Source organism: Elstera cyanobacteriorum (genome assembly GCF_002251735.1).
Lineage (GTDB): Bacteria > Pseudomonadota > Alphaproteobacteria > Elsterales > Elsteraceae > Elstera > Elstera cyanobacteriorum.
This window is the reverse complement of record NZ_NOXS01000032.1, coordinates 301,176-317,610: the sequence shown is the minus strand read 5'-3', so window position 1 is coordinate 317,610 and position 16,435 is coordinate 301,176. Positions and strand designations below refer to the sequence as shown.

The following is a 16,435-nucleotide window of genomic DNA, read 5'->3' as shown; positions in this document are numbered from 1 at the left end:
CAATAAGCAGCTTTTCGTTACGCGCGCAATAAGCTGTGAGATGAAAATATAGGCGGAATTTTATGATATTTGCAGATGCGGAAGCAATAATTTAGAAATATTAGAGCTGAGTGGTGCGATGACTCCATTTGGCGATTCGCAAAGCGGGCCAAACCCATAGAATGCCGAAAATCAGATAGTAAATCAGATCAAGCCAAAGGCTGTGCGGCAGCAAAAATCGCAGGTTCACGACCGCGACGACATATAGGAATAGAAAGATAAGGATGCCCAAGGCCCCAAGAAGACGGCGGAGGGAAGCGGGCATGACAGCGGCGGCCTTTGCTGGTTCGAACCGGGGGCGGTTCTAGCGCAAAACCGCCCGCATCGCCAGACCGCGCTGCGCCATAAGCCGGGAAATGCGGTCTTTGATCTGGAGTTTCTGGCTTTTGAGCCGACGCAGCTTCCCATCATCCGGGAACGGGCGTTGGGCCTCTTCCTGAACTTCCAGATCAAGCTGGTTATGGACCATACGCAGGGCCTCGACCTGCGCGTAGCGGCTCATCATTGTGAACTCACCCAGTGCAGCGCAATAAAAATGTAATATAGCGACTCAGGACCGGTTTGTATAGCCCTTGGCCCGCATACAATCGGCTAAAGCTTTGCTTTCCCGGCGTCGTTCCGTAGATGCATCTAAATCGCCGCGCAGACTATCATAGGCGCTGCTGCGCCCGCTGCTGATTTCCCCCCGCGCTGCGGCAATTCGGGCATCGCGGCGGCGGGCTTCGTCGCTCGTATAGCGGATTTCCTGACGGCAGGCGGCAAGATCCTTTTCCCGCGTTTCGGGGCCAATGCCCGCTTTCTCCCACGCAGGAGCCGCCGTGCAGCCCAGGAGGGTAAATAGGGAAAGTAAGCTGACGTATCGACGCATTATAGCTCGATCGCCATGCCTTCGCGCGCGATTGTTACCCGGTCCCACACCGCGCGGGCCTGCCGTTCGATGGCGGCCATTTTATCGTCGGTATTGTCGGGATCGTGGTGGAAGATATAGACGCGCCCAACATTGGCATCCTGCCCGATGCGGATCGCTTCTTCCCAGGTTGAATGCCCCCAGCCCACGCGCCCGCGCGCATATTCGTCGTCGGAATAGGTCGAGTCGTAGATCATCACATCGGCGTCGCGCACCAGATCCATGACGTTCGGATCGCGGCGCCCCGGGTAATGTTCGGTATCGGTGACATAGCAAACGCTGCGCCCGCCCGCCGAAATCCGGTAGCCGGTCGCCCCGTTCGGGTGATTAAGCCGTGCGGTCTTTACATGCACGCTATTGCCGACAACGAGATCGTCCCCCGCCTCGAAGTCGTGGAAACTCATATTCGCGGCCATATGGGATAGCGAAACCGGGAAAATCGGGTCGCGCATCTGTTCGGCGAAAACCGACCGAACGCCGCCATTATCGCGCAGATGCCCCGCGAAAATATCGAGATGGAACGAGCCGATCCAAGCTGGGGCGAAGAAGGGGAAGCCGATAATATGGTCGGTATGGGTGTGCGACATCAGCATTGTCGCCCCCTGGACCCCATTGGCGACCAGATACTTGCCGAGCTGCCAGAGCCCAGTGCCTGCATCCAGGATAATAACCTCGCCACCTGCCTCCACCGAGACGCAGGACGTATTGCCACCGTACAGCATGTGCTGCGGTGTGGCACAGGGGAAGCTCCCTCGAACGCCCCAAAAGGTGACTTTAAGTTCCATCCGATCCGGCTTCTTCGCGGGAAAACCAATTTCTTAATAGCATCATAGCCGACGCCCTGAAACCCGGATATTACGCTATCGACCCGATATTAAAAGAGATTAGCGTTAATTTTTTGTGCCGGTATTTTGTGCTACCCTCTGCCCCACGCCGGTCTAAAGGCCGACCAGCCCGGAAGAGTTGTAGCTTAAAGGTTGGATAGGATTATGAATTCCAAAGAGTTAGCGCCTGTCCTGCATATCCGCTGTGGCTCCGATCTAGCGCAACCCCTGCGGGTATCGGGGATCGGCGGCGATTTCCTCGCCTGGGTCGATCCAGTGTGCGACGGGCCGACGCCGGAAGGTTTGACCGAAGAAACCTATCGGGCAACCCGTGCCCGCTTTCTGGCCGACCGCTACGGCGAGATTCTGGCCGCCGTGCTGGGGCAGTTGATCGATCAGGATAAGGCGATTGCCCGTGCCGACGATTACCCGGAAGTGGTGATCTGGGTGGAGCATGATCTCTTTGACCAATCGATCCTGATGCGGCTGCTCGCCTGGTTCGCCGATCATCCGCACCGGGCCTTATCGTTGGTGCAGGCCGATGATTTTCTGGGGCATCAGTCGCCGGATGCGCTGGCGCATCTATTCGCCGCTCGCCGCCGGGTGACGGTGCCGGAACTCAAACTGGCAAGCTATCTGTGGGAACTGTGGTGCGCGCCCGATCCACGCCCGCTGGAGGCTTTGGCGATCATTCTCGAGGATCCCGACCGTAAGCCGGAAGGGGTTGCGCTGCCGCATTTATCGGCGGCCATTCGCCGTCATCTAGCCAATTTACCTGGTTTGCGCGACGGGCTGAGCCAGACCGAACGCCTTGCCTTGCGCGCGGTTGTGAATGGAGCTGAGACGGAGCGGGCGATTTTCGCCTCGGTCTGCGCCCAGGAAGATGCCGCTTGGCTGGGCGATATGATGTTTTTTCCCGTCCTGCGCGATCTCTGCCGTCCCCCCATTAGTCTGCTGGAACAGTCGGATGGGCGCCACCGTCTCACCGCCCGGGGTGGGGCGGTCGTGATGGGCCAAATGGATGCTTTGCAGTTCGGTAGTCGGCCCCGCTGGGTGGGCGGATGCCTGCTGGAAACCCCGCCGCAGTTTCGCTGGGATGAGGCGGAGGAACGGGTGGTCGCGGTTTAGAATTTCGCGTAAACTTCCCCTAACTATAACGTAAGGGGGAGGCAACAAATGCTGGGAGCCATGATGAACCGCCCGCTGCTAATCGCGCCGCTGATGGCGCATGCGGCGCGGTGGAACGGCCAGCAGGAAATCGTAAGCCGTCGGTGCGAAGGCGATATTCACCGATATACCTATGCCGACGCTTACGCCCGGGTTGGGCAATTGGCCCATGCGCTGACCGGCTGCGGTCTCAAGCTCGGCGACCGGGTCGGAACGCTGGCGTGGAACACCTACCGGCATCTCGAACTTTATTTCGGCATCTCCGGGATCGGCGCCGTCTGCCACACGATCAATCCGCGTCTGTTTCCCGATCAGATCGCCTATATCATCAATCATGCCCAGGACCGCATTCTCTGCCTTGATCTGACCTTCGTGCCGCTGATGGAAAAACTGGCGGCCCATTGCCCAAAGATCGAAGCCTATGTGATCCTAACCGACCGCGCCCATATGCCGGAGACCAGCCTGCCAAACGCGATTTGCTATGACGAGTGGATCGCCGGGCAGCCGAGCATCTTCGATTGGCTGGAGTTCCCGGAAACCACGGCCTCCAGCCTCTGCTATACTTCCGGCACCACGGGCAATCCCAAGGGTGTGCTCTATACCCATCGCTCCAGCCTGCTGCATTCTTATGCGATTGCCATGCCGGATGTGTTCAACGTGTCGCGGTCGTCGGTGATTTTGCCCGCCGTGCCGATGTTCCACGTCAATGCCTGGGGCGTGCCGTATATGGCGCCGCTGATCGGCGCGAAGCTGGTGCTGCCGGGGCCGGGTCTCGCCGGGCCGCTGATGGCCGAACTGATTGCCGCCGAAAACGTAACGCTGATGGCTGGGGTTCCGACCATTTGGCGCATGCTGCTCGATCATCTCAAGGCCAGCGGTCAGCGGCTGGATGGGGTTGACCGGGTGGTGATCGGCGGCGCGGCCTGCCCGGCTGGCATGATTCAGGAGTTTGCCGATCTCGGCACCTATGTTCTGCACGCTTGGGGCATGACCGAGACCAGCCCGCTCGGCACTGCCAATAATCTCACGCCCGAGGAACAGGCCCTGCCGCCGCAGGAGAGAGTGGCGCGGCAGGTGAAGCAGGGGCGCGTCGTCTCCGGCGTCGATCTGCGCATCACCGGTGCCGATGGCGAATCGCTGCCGCACGATGGCAAAGCCTTCGGCGATTTGTGGATTCAGGGCCATTGGATCGCCAGCGGCTATTTTGGGGTGGAGGCCGATCCGGCTTTCCGCGATGGCTGGTTTATGACCGGCGATGTCGCCACCATCGATCCTGATGGCCGCATGCAGATCGTTGATCGCAGCAAGGATGTGATCAAATCGGGCGGCGAATGGATCAGCACCATCGAGCTTGAGAATATCGCCGCCAGCCTACCGGGGATCGCCGAGGCCGCTGCCGTTGGGCTTAAGCACCCGAAATGGGACGAGCGGCCCTTGCTGATCTGTGTCCGCAAGCCCGACAGCAGCCTGACGCGGGACGAGGTGCTGGCCGCCTTCGACGGTAAGATCGCCAAATGGTGGCTGCCGGACGATGTGGTCTTCGTGACCGAACTGCCGCATACGGCGACGGGCAAGCTGCTGAAGACGAAACTGCGCGAAGACTTCGCCCAGCATTATTTCGCGGCGGCGACGGCCTGATTACTGAAGACCAATCGCCACGAGGATCATGCAGAGGGCGAAAGCGCCATTCTGCACGATCCTCGCCCGGCGCGAGGTAAAGCGCCGCAGGATCGCTTGCCCCGCGAAGAGCCATAGAAAGTGGCAGGGGATGCTGATGGCGGTGAACAGTAGCCCGATCAGCACGGTCTGGCCGACCAACGGTGCCTGCGGATCGAGGAATTGCGCCATCATGACCGCGATCATCGAATGGATTTTCGGGTTGATCAGAACGCTGGCGATGCCGCGCGTCAGCGTGAACGGAATGGCGGTCGCCTCCGCCATCGCATCTCGGGCCAAGGCCGCCCGGGCGAACCCCCAAGCGAGATACAGCAAATAGGCGGTTCCGGCCCATTTTAGGGCTAGGTGGACGCCGGGGGCGCCGTGTAACAGCGTACCGAAGCCTAGGCCGTACAGTAGACAGAGCAGCAGATTGCCGATCTCAAAGCCGATCCAGAAGCGCGCCGCGCCGGAAACCCCTAAACGTGCCCCGGCGCTGGTCAATAATGTATTGCCGGGGCCGGGGCTGACGATCAGCGGCGCGGCATAACCGGTCAGCAGGGCGGCGGTTTCAAGGCCAAGCATGGGGATCATCCATTCGTAAAAAGGGGCGGGGATAGCCCCACTAAAGGCCGGTTCCGCCGTTTCGCAAAACGGGTTATTTTAAGTCTCTCGATAAGGAATATTAGGGGAAGATCCATGCGCCGCTTGCCGCCGATGGGCGCTTTGCGGGCCTTCGAGGCCGGGGCGCGGCATTTGAATTTTACGCTTGCGGCCCAGGAGCTTCATGTAACCCAGGCGGCGATCAGCCATCAGGTTCGCCAGCTCGAAACCGCGCTCGGTGCCCCTCTCTTCGAACGGCGGGGCCATGCGTTAACCCTAACGGCGGCGGGGCGGCGCTACCGGGACCGGATCGCCGACGCGCTGGATCTGATCGGCGCGGCGACGGCCGAGGTCCGCGCCCCAGAGGCAGGCCCGCTGCATCTCACCGTGCTGCCGTCGCTGGCAGCCTGCTGGTTGCTGCCGCGCCTGCCGCGCTTCTATGCAGCGGTGCCGGGGGTCGATGTGCGCGTGACCTCGGCGGTGGCCTTGTGGGATTTTACCGACGACCGCTTCGATCTCGCCCTGCGCTCCGGCCTTGGGGGCTGGCCGGGGGCCGAGGCAGTTCGGTTGGGGGGCGAAAGCCTAGTTCCGGCTTGCACGCCCGCTGTTGCGGCCACGCTTCAGACGCCCGCCGACCTTACGCGGGTTCGGCTGGTGTCCGACACCCCAAAGCAGAATTGGCGCCGCTGGTTCGCGGTGGCTGGGCAGACGATACCGAGCCTGTCGCCCACGGTCTATGACGATGCGGCCTTGGTGATCCAAGACGCAGTGCAGGGCGGCTGCGTCGCCCTGGTTCGCCGCAGTCTTGCTGCCGATGCGCTGGCCGACGGGCGGCTGGTGACGCCCTTCATCCCCGATCTGCCAAGCGACTATAGCTATTGGTTGGTGTGGAAGGCGCGCGCCCGCGAGCACCCGAGCGCCCCGCTGTTTCGGGACTGGCTCCTTGCCGAGGCGCGCAGCAGTTTCGGGTCTTAACCAGCCAGTGCCGCCAGGATTTCCCCGTGCAGCGCGGCGGTGGCGGCGACGGCGATGCGGCCATCGCTATGGATGGTCAGCGGCTTTCCGGTCCAATCGCTGATCTTGCCGCCCGCCTGCTCGATCACCGGCGCCAGGGCACAGTAATCATAGGGTTGCAGCGAGGTTTCGACCATCGCATCGATATGGCCGCCCGCGATCAACCCGGCGGCAAAGCAATCGAGACCGTAGCGGCGTTCCTTGGCGCGGCTGGTGAGCCGGGTGAAGCTATCGGCGTCGGCGCCCTTGAACATATCCGGGCTGGTCGCGAACAGATAGGCGTCGGCCAAGCGCGTGCAGGCGCGGGTCTGGCACGGTTCGCCGTTCCAGGTGGTCGGCAGACCCGTGCCGCCGACCCAGCGTTCGCCGAGGGCCGGGTGATCGACGACCCCGAGGATCGGCTGCCCCCGATAGCACAGCGCGATCAGCGTTCCGAAGGTCGGCACCCCGCAGATGAATGCGCGGGTACCGTCGATGGGATCGAGCACCCAGACGAAATCGGCATCGGTGCGGTCCGGCCCATGTTCTTCCCCCAGAATACCGTGATCCGGGTGGGCTTTGGCCAGAATCTCCCGCATTACCGCTTCGATCTGCTGGTCGGCAATGGTGACCGGCGATTGATCGGCCTTGCTGTTCACCGACAGGCGCGAGCGGAAATAATGGTTGGCAATCGGGCGGGCAGCATCGGCCAACGCAACAGCGGTTTCAAGCCAGGCGGGTAGAACGGCGGGCAGGGACATGGAATCCTCGGAACGATGCTTAGAATAAAACAAGAACGTCGATCCCGCAAGCCTGCTCATCAGATGTGCAATCCCTGCATCAACAAGCGGCTTTTGATGATTGACGCTGCAACCAATCGCAGCGCACGATACACGCATCATGGTTGGGAAAAAGCAGAAAATCGGCGCCTAGGGCACCCCCTGCGGCACTTTTGCTCTCCTCCTCTTTCACACGGAATGGTGCGGTATGACCCAGGCGCTTTCGGCGCAATCGTCGCGCGAGGCGGTATTAACCGGCATTGCCTGCATGTGCGGGGCGGCGGGGCTGTTCACCATTATGGATTTTCTGATCAAAGTGATGGCGACCTCGGGCTATCACACGTTTCAGATTCTGTTTGCCCGCAGTCTTTTTGCCCTGATCCCGGTTTTATGGATTTTGCAGCGCGCTGGGGGGTTCCGCATTCTGCGCACCCGTAACCCGAAGCTGCATGTGCTGCGCTGCCTGTTTGGCACGATTTCGATGATCTGCTTCTTCACCGCCTACAAATATTTGCCGGTCTCGGGCGTCGTCGCGCTCGGCTTTTCCGCACCGCTCTTTATGACGGCGCTATCAGGGGTTTTGGGCGGGGATAAGGTGCGGCTTGTCCATTGGTTGGCCGTTTCTGCAGGCTTTGCCGGGGTGCTCTATATCGTCCAGCCGGGCGGCGATAGTTTTACGCTCTGGTCGCTGCTGCCCGTTATTGGCGCTTTTACCTATGCGATCGTCAGCGTCTTGATCCGGCGGATCGGCAATAGCGAGCCGTCGGTGGTAACGGTTTTCTATTTTACCAGCTTCACGACCCTGCTTGGCGCGGCGTCCCTGCCGTTTATCGGAATTTGGCCGACCAGTTTTCACGATGTCGCCGTGATGGTCGGCGTTGGGCTCATTGGCGGGGTCGCGCAGGTTTTGATGACGCGGGCTTTTACGTTAGCCCCGGTTTCGGTTGTTGGCCCGTTCGATTATACGGCGATGCTATGGGCCGTGGGGATCGAGGCGGTCGTTTTGGGCGTTCTGCCGACCCAAGCGGTGGTGACGGGCAGCGCGATCGTTATTGCCAGCGGACTCTATATCTTGTATCGCGAAGCCCGGGTGGCCAAATAAGGCCACTCCTACGGTGGATTGAGAAGCGATGAACCAAGGCGTGTCCAAGAATTCGGCGGCCAGCAAAAGCGGCGGCTGGTGGGATGTTATCCGTCAGGTGACGATTGCCGTGGTGATCGCCCTTGGGATTCGCTCCTTTCTGGCGGAACCGTTCAATATCCCGTCCGGCTCGATGATCCCAACGCTGCTGGTCGGCGATTATGTGTTCGTCACCAAATATTCTTATGGCTATAGCCGCCATTCTTTCCCGCTTAGCCCGCCGATTTTCTCCGGCCGCACGTCCGACACGCTGCCCGCGCGTGGCGATGTTGCCGTCTTCAAGACGCCGCAGGACAATAAGACCGATTATATCAAGCGTGTGATCGGCTTGCCCGGCGATAAGATTCAGATGCGCGAAGGGCGGCTGTATATCAACGATAAGGTGGTCGAGCGCCGCTATCTCGATGATTACGTCTACCGCACCGAATCCGGCTATACCGTCCGCACCCGCCGGTACGAAGAAACCCTGCCGGGCACCGGGACGAAGCACATCATCATCGAACAGTCGGACAATGGTCCGATGGATAATACCCGCGTTTTCGAAGTTCCGGCGGGTCATCTCTTTATGATGGGCGACAATCGCGACGGGTCGGAAGATAGTCGCGCGTCGGTCGGCTATGTCCCGGTCGAAAATCTCGTCGGCAAGGCGCAGATCATTTGGCTGTCGGTCGATGGGTCGCTGTTCCGCTTCTGGGAACTGCCGTGGACCCTGCGCTTCGGTCGCATCGGGCAGGGGATGGACTAAGCCTTCATGACGTCCCGCGCCCGGATGACCGCCCCCAATCTGCCGCAAACGCGGCTGATGGAGGCGATTGGCTATCGTTTTCAGAACCCGGAGTTTTTGGCGCAGGCGCTGATTCACGCCTCGGCGGTCGGCCGCAATGACCGGGGGAATGAGCGGCTGGAGTTCTTGGGCGACCGGGTGCTCGGCCTGATCATCGCCGAAACCCTGTTCCATGCCCGCAACGAGGCGGAAGGCGATCTCGCCCGTCGCCTCGCCCATCTGGTTAAGCGCGACGCGCTGGCGGACATCGCCAAGAAACTGAGCTTGGGCGATTATATCGTTTTCGCTAAGAACGATCAGAAAGATAACCATCGGCTGAACGCCAATATTCTCGCCGATGCGATGGAGGCGGTGATTGCCGCGCTCTATCTTGACGGCGGGCTTCCGGCGGCGCGCGGGTTCATTCAACATTTCTGGCAGGATTTGCTGACCGTTCGGTCGGCGCCGCCGACCGATAATAAAACCAAACTTCAGGAATGGGCGCTGGGGCGCGGTTTGCCGTTGCCCGCCTATGATGTTGTCGCCCAGGATGGGCCGCCCCATGCCCCCGTCTTCGACGTTGCTGTGCGCATTGAAGGCCACGGCACGGCCACCGGGCGCGGACCGTCGAAGAAAGTTGCCGAACAAGGAGCCGCCGCGGCCATGCTGAGTAAAGTTTCGAAATGACCGATGTGCCGCCGCTGACCACCGGGGATACCGGCCCCGAAAATGCCCGCTGCGGGTTCGTCTCGCTCGTCGGGTCGCCGAACGCCGGGAAATCGACGCTACTGAATGCTCTGGTCGGCGCTAAAATCTCCATCGTCACGCCGAAAGCGCAAACTACGCGCGCCCGCACCCTGGGGATTGCCATGTCGGGCGAGGCGCAGATCGTGCTGGTCGATACGCCGGGCATTTTCTCCGGCGCCAAGCGGCGGCTGGAACGGTCGATGATCTCGGCGGCGTGGGATAGCACGCAGGATGTCGATGCGATCCTTTATCTCATCGACGCGCGCAAGGGCCTCAACGCCGAACAGGAAGCGATCCTCGAGGGACTGTCGAAAGCCAAGGCGCCGCTGCTGCTGGTGCTGAACAAGGTCGATCTGGTTGAGCGCCCGAAACTGCTCGACCTCGCAAAAATGATTAACGAGCGGGTGCATTTTGCCGCGACCTTCATGGTCTCGGCCCTGTCGGGGTCGGGCGTTAAGGATCTGTTGCAAGACTTGGCCAAGCGCGTGCCCGCCGGGCCGTGGCATTATCCCGAAGATCAGCTTGCCGATACGTCGCTGCGCCTGATCGCGGCGGAGCTGACGCGCGAACAATTGTTCCTGCAATTGCAGGACGAGCTGCCTTACGCGTTGGTGGTGCAGACCGATCAGTGGCAGGAACGCCCCGATGGGTCAGTGCGCATCGAACAGACGATCACGCTGGAGCGGCCCGGCCAGAAAATGATCGTCATCGGCGCCAATGGACAGAAGATCAAAGCCATCGGCCAAGCTGCCCGGCGCGAGATGATGAAGCATTTCGAGCGCACGGTGCATCTGTTCCTGCACGTGAAAGTGCGGGAAAATTGGACCGAAGACCGGTCGATCTATTCTGCCATCGGCCTGAACTTCAAAGCCTGAGGCCCGGGCGATGCGCTGGCGCGATGAGGGGATTATCCTATCGCTCCGGCCCCAGGGCGAGTCCGGCGTCGTGCTGAGCGTGCTGACCGATGGATATGGGCGGCACCTCGGTTTTCATCGCGGGTCGGGGGCGAAGGCACCTTGGCGCCAGCCGGGAACCCGGGTGATTGCCGGATGGAATAGCCGCAGCGAGGGCGGTCTTGGCTATTGGGCGCTGGAGCCTGCCGAAGCCCCGGCCTTGCGCCATTTCGGCGCGCCGCCGAAACTGCTGGCGATTTCCGCCGCGACGGCCTTGCTCGATGGTCTGCTGCCCGAACGCATGCCCGTGCCGGAGGTTTATGAAGCGGCGCTACTGTTCATCGACGGGCTGGGCGGCAATGAATGGCTGGAACATTATGGGCGGCTTGAAGAGTGTCTGCTGCGCGAAACCGGCCTGCATCCCGGCGGGGACTTCGGCGAAGGGCTTGACCGGCTCAATCGCATCGGCCCGGCGCTGACCGAGGCCGCCAAAAGCCTCGGCAAACCGCTACCGGTGGCGCGCACGCTGCTGATCAGCGCCTTGCAGCCGCGCTTGCGCTAGGCAAACACTGCCTCTCCAAGCCTGTGATACACCGCGCTACACTCGCCGCGAGATTGCTCTTCGGGGGAGGCTTTTATGCGGTTCACCCAATTGTTGGCTGGCGTCGTTTTGGGGCTGGCGGCGGGCACGGCGCAGGCGCAGACCTGTAGTCCCAGCACGCTCGGCGCCCGCGCCTGTCAGGCGGAAACCACCTGTACCTGCGAATATTCGGCGGGCGGGACGATGACCGGCAAACCGCCGGGGTATTTCTGGAACTGTTCAATCCTAGCGGCGAAATGCGCGGGAACCCCTGCCATGTCGCTGATCAATACCCCCGGGGCGATGCCGGGCGGCGGCGGCCAGACGGTTGCGGTGGTCCCTTCGGTCCGTCAATTGCAGTCGGCCTTGAAGGCGCGTGGTTTTGATCCCGGGCCGCTGGATGGCAAGATGGGCAGCAAGACGCGGCGGGCAGTGGAAGCCTGGCAATCCTCGGTCGGGGCACCGGCTACTGGCAAAGTGACGGCGGACCAATGGCAACGCCTGCAATCCTAGTGGCGCTGGCGCTCGCACTGATGGCAGGCTGTGCCCCGGCGGCCGTTTCGCCGGAGACGGTAGAAGGCTTCCCCGAAATTGTCGGCGCGGCGACCGTGCGGATTGGGGTGGAGACGATCCGCCTGCATGGGATCGCGACGGCACCGCTCGGCAGCCCAGTCGAAATTGAAGCGCGCGGCTGGTTGCACCGCCGCATCGCGGCGCGCCGGGTCTATTGCCACTTTGATCCGACTGCTGAGAAGCAGGAGAACGCCCGCCCCGGCGTCTGCGAGATCGAGGGGCTAGACGTTTCAGCCTTGTTGGTGGAGGCGGGAATGGCCATTGATTGCCCCGCCCGCAGCAAAGGCCGCTATCAGGTGCAGCAGCAGCGGGCGGAGGCGGCGGGGTTCAAAATGGCCGAACGGGTGCCTGTGCCTGCGTCGTGCGGATCAGTCCCGAAGAAAGCCACAAAAAAGGGCTAAAAAGCTTAGCTGCCCGTGCGCAGGAACAGCGGGCGGCGAAAATCATCGTCGCCCGGGGTATGCAGCGGCAACAGCGCATTGGCCATGCCGCTGATCAGGTTGGCAGCGCGCTCCCCTGTTATACCCGCTGGATCGATCACATCGCCAACGGTCGAGGAGAGGGCCGACGGTCCCCGGCAATAGGCGGCTGCCACCTGGATTGGCGTGCTGGCCGAGGGGGGCGTCAGGGTGAGGCGCGGCGCCAGGCCGCACAGGCGGTCCGGCGGGAAAATCGGTTCGGCCCCGAAGGCGAAAACCAGCCGGGTGCCAGCGTCGTTGGCCGTAGCGGGGCGCCAGGTGAGACCCGCAACATAATAGCGCGGTAGGGCGGCCAGCAGTGCCGCTTCTGCCTTGCTTTGATCGGTGGCAGGAATGGTTCCGCTGAAAATCACCGGCACGGGACCACGGGCCGCCGCGACCGACAGATCGGTGCGGGTATAGGCGCTGCTAATATCGGTCTGACTGACGCGCGACATGCCCGAGGGGGCACAACTCGGCAGCAGCAGAAGTGCTGCGGCGAGGGCCGGGATCAGTTTCTTCTTGCTTATCATGATGGTACCCATATGGCCATCCAGCGGCCCGGCTGCAAGCGAAACTGCTCAACCTTTGGCGCGGGTCTGCCATTCCGCCGTCAGCCCCTCGCGGTAGGTGGGGAAGCGCAGGCTAACGCCTAATTCCGCCTTAATTTTCGCGTTTTTTAAACGCTTGTTTTCCGCATAGAAGCTGCGCGCCATCGGCGAGAGTTGCGCCGCTTCAAAGGGCACTAGCGGCGGTAGGGGCACCCCAGCAAGGTCACAGGCGAAAGCGATCACATCCTGCGGCGGGGCGGGTTCATCGTCTGCGAGATTATAGGCGCACCCCGGATTGGGTTTTTCCCAAGAAACCCAAAGGGTTGTCGCAATATCCTCGACATGGATGCGATTAAACACTTGCCCAGGTTTGTCGATCCGTTGCGCCCGGCCTGACAGCACGGTTTGTAGGGCCGAGCGGCCCGGCCCATAAATGCCGCTAAGGCGGAACAGGTGTACCGGCAGCCCGTGGTCGTGGTGCAGGGCCAGCCAACTATCTTCTGCCTGCACGCGGCGGCGGCCCCGGTCGGTCGTTGGCGCGCGCGGGGCGGTTTCATCGATCCAACCGCCCTCCGCCTCGCCATAGACGCCGGTGGTGGAGAGATAGCCGATCCAGCGCGCCGCACTCGCGGCCAGCACGCTGCCATAACGCGCCAGCACCGGGTCGCTGCCATCGTCCAACGGCGCGACAGAGGAGAGTATGGCCCCAGCCGTTAGCAGGCTATCGGCGGGCACCGTATCGAACAACAGGGCTTCGATATTCTCCGCCCGCATCGCCTTCAGCTTGCTGGCGTCGCGCGTTGTACCGATGACCCGGCCCCCCCGGCTTTGCCATAAACGCGCGGCAGCCTGGGCAGAAAAGCCGTAGCCAAAACAGAAAAGCGGGGGCAAAGCATCTTGAGCCTCGGTCATGAGGCCTATATAGGCTGCGATGGTTCAAATCCCAAGGAAGCAATCGTGCATTTTGCGGCGAAAGTCTCTCTCGGCCTTCTTCTGCTGGCAGCGGGCGCCCAGGCGGCAACGCAGAAGCCCGCGCAACGGCCCTTGGCGCTGGGGGGGGCGGAGGCGGCGCGCTATGAAAATTGCCTGCGCACGACCGCCAGCGATCCGCTGCAAGCCCATGAAATAGCGCGTACTTGGGCCGAACAGGGCGGCGGTTTGGCGGCCCGGCATTGCGCCGCTGTCGCGATGATCCGCTATGGCCGCCCGGACTATGCCGCCCCCGATCTCGAAGCTTTGGCCCATGAGGCGGCCGCGCGGCGGGCCGATCTGGCGCCCGATCTCTATGCCCAGGCGGCGCAGGCATGGCTGCTGGCGCGCGATCCGAACCGCGCGCTGTCCTTGCAGACCGAGGCCTTGAAACGCCGCCCCCGTGATGCCGATTTCTTGATCGACCGGGCGATGGTCCGTCTGGATTTGAAACAGCCGTGGGAAGCGGTGGACGATCTTAATCTGGCGCTCGAGGTTGCCCCCCGGCGCAGCGAGGCGCTGGTTTTTCGTGCTGCTGCCTACCGCCAAATCGGTACGGCAGACTTGGCGGAAGAAGATATCGCTCGCGCGCTCACGCTGCGGCCCGATGCGCCCGACGCGCTGGCGGAACGCGGGGCGGTGAAGGCGATGAAGGGCGATAAGCCGGGGGCGCGCGCCGATTGGCTGCGCGTGCTGGCGCTGGCGCCCGAGAGCGCCGCCGGGGATCAAGCCCGCGCCGGGCTGGAACAAATCGACGTGAAGAAGCCGTAGGAACTAACTGAAATGACGCATCTTCTGCCAATTTCTGAGGCGCAGGCCGAACTGATCGAAACCTTCGAGGCGCTGCCCGATTGGCAGGAGCGCTATCAATATATCATCGAGCTTGGGCAGGGTTTGCCGCCGTTGCCGTCCGAGTTTCAGACCGAGGCCCATAAGGTGCGCGGTTGCCAAAGCCAAGTCTGGATCGTTCCCGATGTCCGCGACGGGCGGCTGCATTTTCAGGCGGGCAGTGATGCGGTGATTACCGCCGGTCTGATTGCCGTGCTGCTGTCGGTCTATAACGACCGCACCCCACAGGAAATTCTGCAAACCCCGCCGGATTTCATCAAGGCCATTGGCCTCGCCCAGCATCTCAGCCCCAGCCGCAGCAACGGGTTACTGTCGATGGTGCGGCGGATTTTCGATACGGCCCAAGCCGCCCTGGGTGAGAATGCTTCCCTACACGGCTGAAATCTTTCAACTTTCAACCGAGATTCCCCATCTTGGCCACCTGCCGCCGCCCGCGCTTACGGTGACGGCGGTTAGCCCCGTCTGCGGCAGCCGGATTACGCTGTCAGTACGGCTTGCAGCGGGCCGGGTCGAGCGGTTTGCCTGGGAGGTGGAGGCTTGCGCCCTAGGGCAGGCCAGCGCCGCCCTGATCGGCAAGCGGGTGGTCGGTTGGGGGGCTACGGAGATTAACGAGACGGCTCAAGTGCTTGAAACACTTCTGAAATCAGCCGATCCGTTGCCGGACGCCTATGATTGGCTGGCGCCTTTGATCCCGGCACGGGCGGTTCCACAGCGGCACGGCTCGGTTTTATTGCCGCTGCGGGTCTTTCAAAAGGCGTTTTAGAAGGCGATTGCCCCTGCTGGGATTTAGTTTATTCCTCAACCGGTAGCAGATGCCCTGCTTTGCGCGCTTTGGCGGCGAGGTAGTTGCGATTGTGCGGATTGCCGGGGAAGGCGTGCTGAACCCGTTCCCGCACTTCCACGCCGAACCCGGCGAGATGGCCGACCTTGCGGGGGTTATTGGTCAGCAGGCGGATGGCGGGCACGTCCAACTGCCGCAGCATCTCCGCCGCGATGGCGAAATCGCGTTCGTCATTTTCGAACCCAAGGGCGGTATTGGCATCGACCGTATCGAGGCCATCGTCCTGCAAGGCATAGGCCCGCAACTTATTGACGATGCCGATGCCCCGGCCTTCCTGTTGCAGGTAGAGAAGGATACCGCCCCCAGCGTCGTTCATTGCCGTAATGGCGCCGCGCAATTGTTCGCCGCAGTCGCAGCGCAGCGACCCCAGCAGGTCACCGGTGATGCAGGAGGAATGCAGGCGCACCAACGGCGCGTCTTGCCCCAAAGGTTCCCCAATCAGCAGGGCGAGATGGTCAATGCCGGTCACTTGGTCGCGGAAGGAGACGATGCGCGTCTTCTCCGCCCCCGTGAGTGGCACCCGCGCGTCAGACAAGCGGCGCAGGCGCGGGTCGCCCTGCAAAGTGGCTTCGAGAACCAAGGACCGTGGCAGGCTCATCAAGCCCGAAATCGGTGCGGGGAGCGGGACGATCAGCGCGGCGGGCAGCAGTTGCGCGGCCTTCATCAGCCGGATCGCGGCATCGGCAATGGCCGGTAGCGGCGCTTCGATGGTCAGCGGCATTGCCCCTGGGGCGCCCGACCCCGCCGGATGGGTCGGATCGGCCAGACCGGCTTCATAGGGGGAGCGCAGGCGGCGGGCGATCAGGGCGTCGTCGCCCATCAATCCCAACGCCTCGGCGCGGTTGGCGGTCAGCACCAGGGTTAGCGGGGCACCGTCGGGCAGCAATTCGATCATCGCCCCCGCCGTCGCCGCTTCGGTTGGCAGAACCAGCCAAGCCTGGGCGTTTTCGGTGATGATCACCGGCGTGGAGCGTCGCAGGTCAGAAACCGCGCGTTCGACCGTCAGCCGATCCGCAAGCGAAGCACTAAGATCGGGGCGGGCGGTATCGGTCATCATTCCTTCGATATCGGCAAGCAGGATGCGCTGCACTTTCGCGTTTCC

Annotated in this window: 22 protein-coding genes; 13 read left to right on the top strand and 9 right to left on the bottom strand. The window is 62.2% G+C overall.

The genetic code is table 11. The features are described 5' to 3' along the window. Positions 1-100 precede the first annotated feature (100 nt). Genes CHR90_RS19935 through CHR90_RS10660 form a run of 4 tightly spaced genes read right to left on the bottom strand, consistent with a single transcriptional unit; the run spans position 101 to position 1,731 of the window. A complete protein-coding gene (locus CHR90_RS19935; protein ID WP_094408977.1) occupies positions 101-304 on the bottom strand; it encodes a DUF2842 domain-containing protein in 204 nt (67 codons plus the stop codon). Positions 305-343: 39 nt separating this feature from the next. Beyond that, positions 344-544 carry a YdcH family protein gene (locus CHR90_RS10670; protein ID WP_094408976.1) on the bottom strand — a complete coding sequence of 67 codons (201 nt, stop codon included), beginning with the start codon at positions 542-544 and terminating at the stop codon, positions 344-346. Between the two features lie 45 nt (positions 545-589). Continuing rightward, positions 590-907: a hypothetical protein gene (locus tag CHR90_RS10665; RefSeq protein ID WP_094408975.1), complete on the bottom strand. Its 318-nt coding sequence runs from the start codon at positions 905-907 to the stop codon at positions 590-592. Beyond that, positions 907-1,731 carry an MBL fold metallo-hydrolase gene (locus tag CHR90_RS10660; RefSeq protein WP_094408974.1) on the bottom strand — a complete coding sequence of 275 codons (825 nt, stop codon included), beginning with the start codon at positions 1,729-1,731 and terminating at the stop codon, positions 907-909. Before CHR90_RS10660 ends, CHR90_RS10665 begins: the two co-directional genes overlap by 1 nt. Positions 1,732-1,935: 204 nt before the next feature. On the opposite strand from CHR90_RS10660, the gene CHR90_RS10655 reads away from it, so the two are divergent. Together CHR90_RS10655 and CHR90_RS10650 are read left to right on the top strand one after the other, a co-directional pair. After that, entirely contained in the window at positions 1,936-2,898 is a 963-nt protein-coding gene (locus tag CHR90_RS10655) for a hypothetical protein (protein ID WP_094408973.1), read from the top strand. Positions 2,899-2,946: 48 nt separating this feature from the next. Further along, positions 2,947-4,575 (top strand): 3-(methylthio)propionyl-CoA ligase, encoded by a 1,629-nt coding sequence (locus CHR90_RS10650; RefSeq protein ID WP_094408972.1) that lies wholly within the window; start codon positions 2,947-2,949, stop codon positions 4,573-4,575. On the opposite strand, the gene CHR90_RS10645 is transcribed toward CHR90_RS10650, so the two are convergent. Further along, positions 4,576-5,178 (bottom strand): LysE family translocator, encoded by a 603-nt coding sequence (locus tag CHR90_RS10645; protein WP_094408971.1) that lies wholly within the window; start codon positions 5,176-5,178, stop codon positions 4,576-4,578. A gap of 114 nt (positions 5,179-5,292) precedes the next feature. Between CHR90_RS10645 and gcvA the strand changes: the two genes are divergently transcribed. Then, the gene (gene gcvA, locus CHR90_RS10640; RefSeq protein WP_094408970.1) at positions 5,293-6,171 is read left to right on the top strand and encodes a transcriptional regulator GcvA; all 879 of its coding nucleotides are present in this window, start codon (positions 5,293-5,295) and stop codon (positions 6,169-6,171) included. Here the strand turns inward: gcvA and hisN are convergent. Next, complete coding sequence (hisN, locus tag CHR90_RS10635; RefSeq protein WP_094408969.1) at positions 6,168-6,950, bottom strand: histidinol-phosphatase; 783 nt, start codon at positions 6,948-6,950, stop codon at positions 6,168-6,170. The two genes, gcvA and hisN, sit on opposite strands and share 4 nt — an antisense overlap. Before the next feature lie 226 nt (positions 6,951-7,176). Here hisN and CHR90_RS10630 point away from each other — a divergent pair, with 226 nt between their 5' ends. The 7 genes from CHR90_RS10630 (at position 7,177) to CHR90_RS10600 (ending at position 12,066) form a co-directional block, all read left to right on the top strand. Continuing rightward, entirely contained in the window at positions 7,177-8,070 is an 894-nt protein-coding gene (locus CHR90_RS10630) for a DMT family transporter (protein WP_094408968.1), read from the top strand. A gap of 40 nt (positions 8,071-8,110) precedes the next feature. Further along, entirely contained in the window at positions 8,111-8,854 is a 744-nt protein-coding gene (gene lepB / locus CHR90_RS10625) for a signal peptidase I (RefSeq protein ID WP_229671448.1), read from the top strand. 6 nt (positions 8,855-8,860) lie between these two features. Next, on the top strand, positions 8,861-9,559 hold the full coding sequence (gene rnc, locus CHR90_RS10620; protein ID WP_094408966.1) for a ribonuclease III: 699 nt from the start codon (positions 8,861-8,863) through the stop codon (positions 9,557-9,559). Further along, positions 9,556-10,494: a GTPase Era gene (era, locus tag CHR90_RS10615; RefSeq protein WP_094408965.1), complete on the top strand. Its 939-nt coding sequence runs from the start codon at positions 9,556-9,558 to the stop codon at positions 10,492-10,494. The genes rnc and era overlap by 4 nt, the downstream gene beginning before the upstream one ends. Before the next feature lie 10 nt (positions 10,495-10,504). Then, positions 10,505-11,074, top strand: coding sequence for a DNA repair protein RecO (recO, locus tag CHR90_RS10610; protein WP_094408964.1), 570 nt, complete (start codon positions 10,505-10,507; stop codon positions 11,072-11,074). Positions 11,075-11,149: 75 nt separating this feature from the next. Beyond that, positions 11,150-11,605, top strand: a complete 456-nt coding sequence (locus CHR90_RS10605; protein ID WP_094408963.1) for a peptidoglycan-binding domain-containing protein — start codon at positions 11,150-11,152, stop codon at positions 11,603-11,605. Continuing rightward, positions 11,584-12,066, top strand: a complete 483-nt coding sequence (locus CHR90_RS10600; protein ID WP_141210926.1) for a thermonuclease family protein — start codon at positions 11,584-11,586, stop codon at positions 12,064-12,066. Before CHR90_RS10605 ends, CHR90_RS10600 begins: the two co-directional genes overlap by 22 nt. 5 nt (positions 12,067-12,071) lie before the next feature. Here the strand turns inward: CHR90_RS10600 and CHR90_RS10595 are convergent, their stop codons facing one another. Together CHR90_RS10595 and CHR90_RS10590 are read right to left on the bottom strand one after the other, a co-directional pair. Next, positions 12,072-12,656, bottom strand: coding sequence for a hypothetical protein (locus CHR90_RS10595; RefSeq protein WP_141210925.1), 585 nt, complete (start codon positions 12,654-12,656; stop codon positions 12,072-12,074). A gap of 48 nt (positions 12,657-12,704) precedes the next feature. Beyond that, positions 12,705-13,586, bottom strand: a complete 882-nt coding sequence (locus tag CHR90_RS10590) for an SDR family oxidoreductase (protein WP_094408960.1) — start codon at positions 13,584-13,586, stop codon at positions 12,705-12,707. A 45-nt stretch (positions 13,587-13,631) separates the two neighbouring features. On the opposite strand from CHR90_RS10590, the gene CHR90_RS10585 reads away from it, so the two are divergent. The 3 genes from CHR90_RS10585 to CHR90_RS10575 are packed head-to-tail and all read left to right on the top strand — an operon-like array spanning position 13,632 to position 15,255. Continuing rightward, the gene (locus CHR90_RS10585) at positions 13,632-14,414 is read left to right on the top strand and encodes a tetratricopeptide repeat protein (RefSeq protein ID WP_094408959.1); all 783 of its coding nucleotides are present in this window, start codon (positions 13,632-13,634) and stop codon (positions 14,412-14,414) included. A gap of 12 nt (positions 14,415-14,426) precedes the next feature. Then, the gene (locus tag CHR90_RS10580) at positions 14,427-14,873 is read left to right on the top strand and encodes a SufE family protein (RefSeq protein ID WP_094408958.1); all 447 of its coding nucleotides are present in this window, start codon (positions 14,427-14,429) and stop codon (positions 14,871-14,873) included. Next, positions 14,854-15,255, top strand: a complete 402-nt coding sequence (locus CHR90_RS10575) for an iron-sulfur cluster assembly scaffold protein (protein ID WP_094408957.1) — start codon at positions 14,854-14,856, stop codon at positions 15,253-15,255. Before CHR90_RS10580 ends, CHR90_RS10575 begins: the two co-directional genes overlap by 20 nt. A gap of 28 nt (positions 15,256-15,283) precedes the next feature. Here the strand turns inward: CHR90_RS10575 and ribA are convergent, their stop codons facing one another. After that, positions 15,284-16,423 carry a GTP cyclohydrolase II gene (gene ribA, locus CHR90_RS10570; protein ID WP_229671449.1) on the bottom strand — a complete coding sequence of 380 codons (1,140 nt, stop codon included), beginning with the start codon at positions 16,421-16,423 and terminating at the stop codon, positions 15,284-15,286. Positions 16,424-16,435: the final 12 nt, after the last annotated feature.

Excerpts from the sequence above, each read along its gene's own strand:
- recO (WP_094408964.1), top strand. The coding sequence starts at position 10,505 with ATGCGCTGGCGCGATGAGGGGATTATCCTATCGCTCCGGCCCCAGGGC.
- CHR90_RS10650 (WP_094408972.1), top strand. The coding sequence starts at position 2,947 with ATGCTGGGAGCCATGATGAACCGCCCGCTGCTAATCGCGCCGCTGATG.
- CHR90_RS10645 (WP_094408971.1), bottom strand. The coding sequence starts at position 5,178 with ATGCTTGGCCTTGAAACCGCCGCCCTGCTGACCGGTTATGCCGCGCCG.
- era (WP_094408965.1), top strand. The coding sequence starts at position 9,556 with ATGACCGATGTGCCGCCGCTGACCACCGGGGATACCGGCCCCGAAAAT.
- CHR90_RS10595 (WP_141210925.1), bottom strand. The coding sequence starts at position 12,656 with ATGATAAGCAAGAAGAAACTGATCCCGGCCCTCGCCGCAGCACTTCTG.
- CHR90_RS10605 (WP_094408963.1), top strand. The coding sequence starts at position 11,150 with ATGCGGTTCACCCAATTGTTGGCTGGCGTCGTTTTGGGGCTGGCGGCG.
- CHR90_RS10665 (WP_094408975.1), bottom strand. The coding sequence starts at position 907 with ATGCGTCGATACGTCAGCTTACTTTCCCTATTTACCCTCCTGGGCTGC.
- CHR90_RS10575 (WP_094408957.1), top strand. The coding sequence starts at position 14,854 with ATGCTTCCCTACACGGCTGAAATCTTTCAACTTTCAACCGAGATTCCC.
- CHR90_RS10580 (WP_094408958.1), top strand. The coding sequence starts at position 14,427 with ATGACGCATCTTCTGCCAATTTCTGAGGCGCAGGCCGAACTGATCGAA.
- CHR90_RS10670 (WP_094408976.1), bottom strand. The coding sequence starts at position 544 with ATGATGAGCCGCTACGCGCAGGTCGAGGCCCTGCGTATGGTCCATAAC.
- CHR90_RS19935 (WP_094408977.1), bottom strand. The coding sequence starts at position 304 with ATGCCCGCTTCCCTCCGCCGTCTTCTTGGGGCCTTGGGCATCCTTATC.
- hisN (WP_094408969.1), bottom strand. The coding sequence starts at position 6,950 with ATGTCCCTGCCCGCCGTTCTACCCGCCTGGCTTGAAACCGCTGTTGCG.
- rnc (WP_094408966.1), top strand. The coding sequence starts at position 8,861 with ATGACGTCCCGCGCCCGGATGACCGCCCCCAATCTGCCGCAAACGCGG.
- CHR90_RS10590 (WP_094408960.1), bottom strand. The coding sequence starts at position 13,586 with ATGACCGAGGCTCAAGATGCTTTGCCCCCGCTTTTCTGTTTTGGCTAC.
- CHR90_RS10600 (WP_141210926.1), top strand. The coding sequence starts at position 11,584 with ATGGCAACGCCTGCAATCCTAGTGGCGCTGGCGCTCGCACTGATGGCA.
- CHR90_RS10655 (WP_094408973.1), top strand. The coding sequence starts at position 1,936 with ATGAATTCCAAAGAGTTAGCGCCTGTCCTGCATATCCGCTGTGGCTCC.
- gcvA (WP_094408970.1), top strand. The coding sequence starts at position 5,293 with ATGCGCCGCTTGCCGCCGATGGGCGCTTTGCGGGCCTTCGAGGCCGGG.
- CHR90_RS10630 (WP_094408968.1), top strand. The coding sequence starts at position 7,177 with ATGACCCAGGCGCTTTCGGCGCAATCGTCGCGCGAGGCGGTATTAACC.
- CHR90_RS10660 (WP_094408974.1), bottom strand. The coding sequence starts at position 1,731 with ATGGAACTTAAAGTCACCTTTTGGGGCGTTCGAGGGAGCTTCCCCTGT.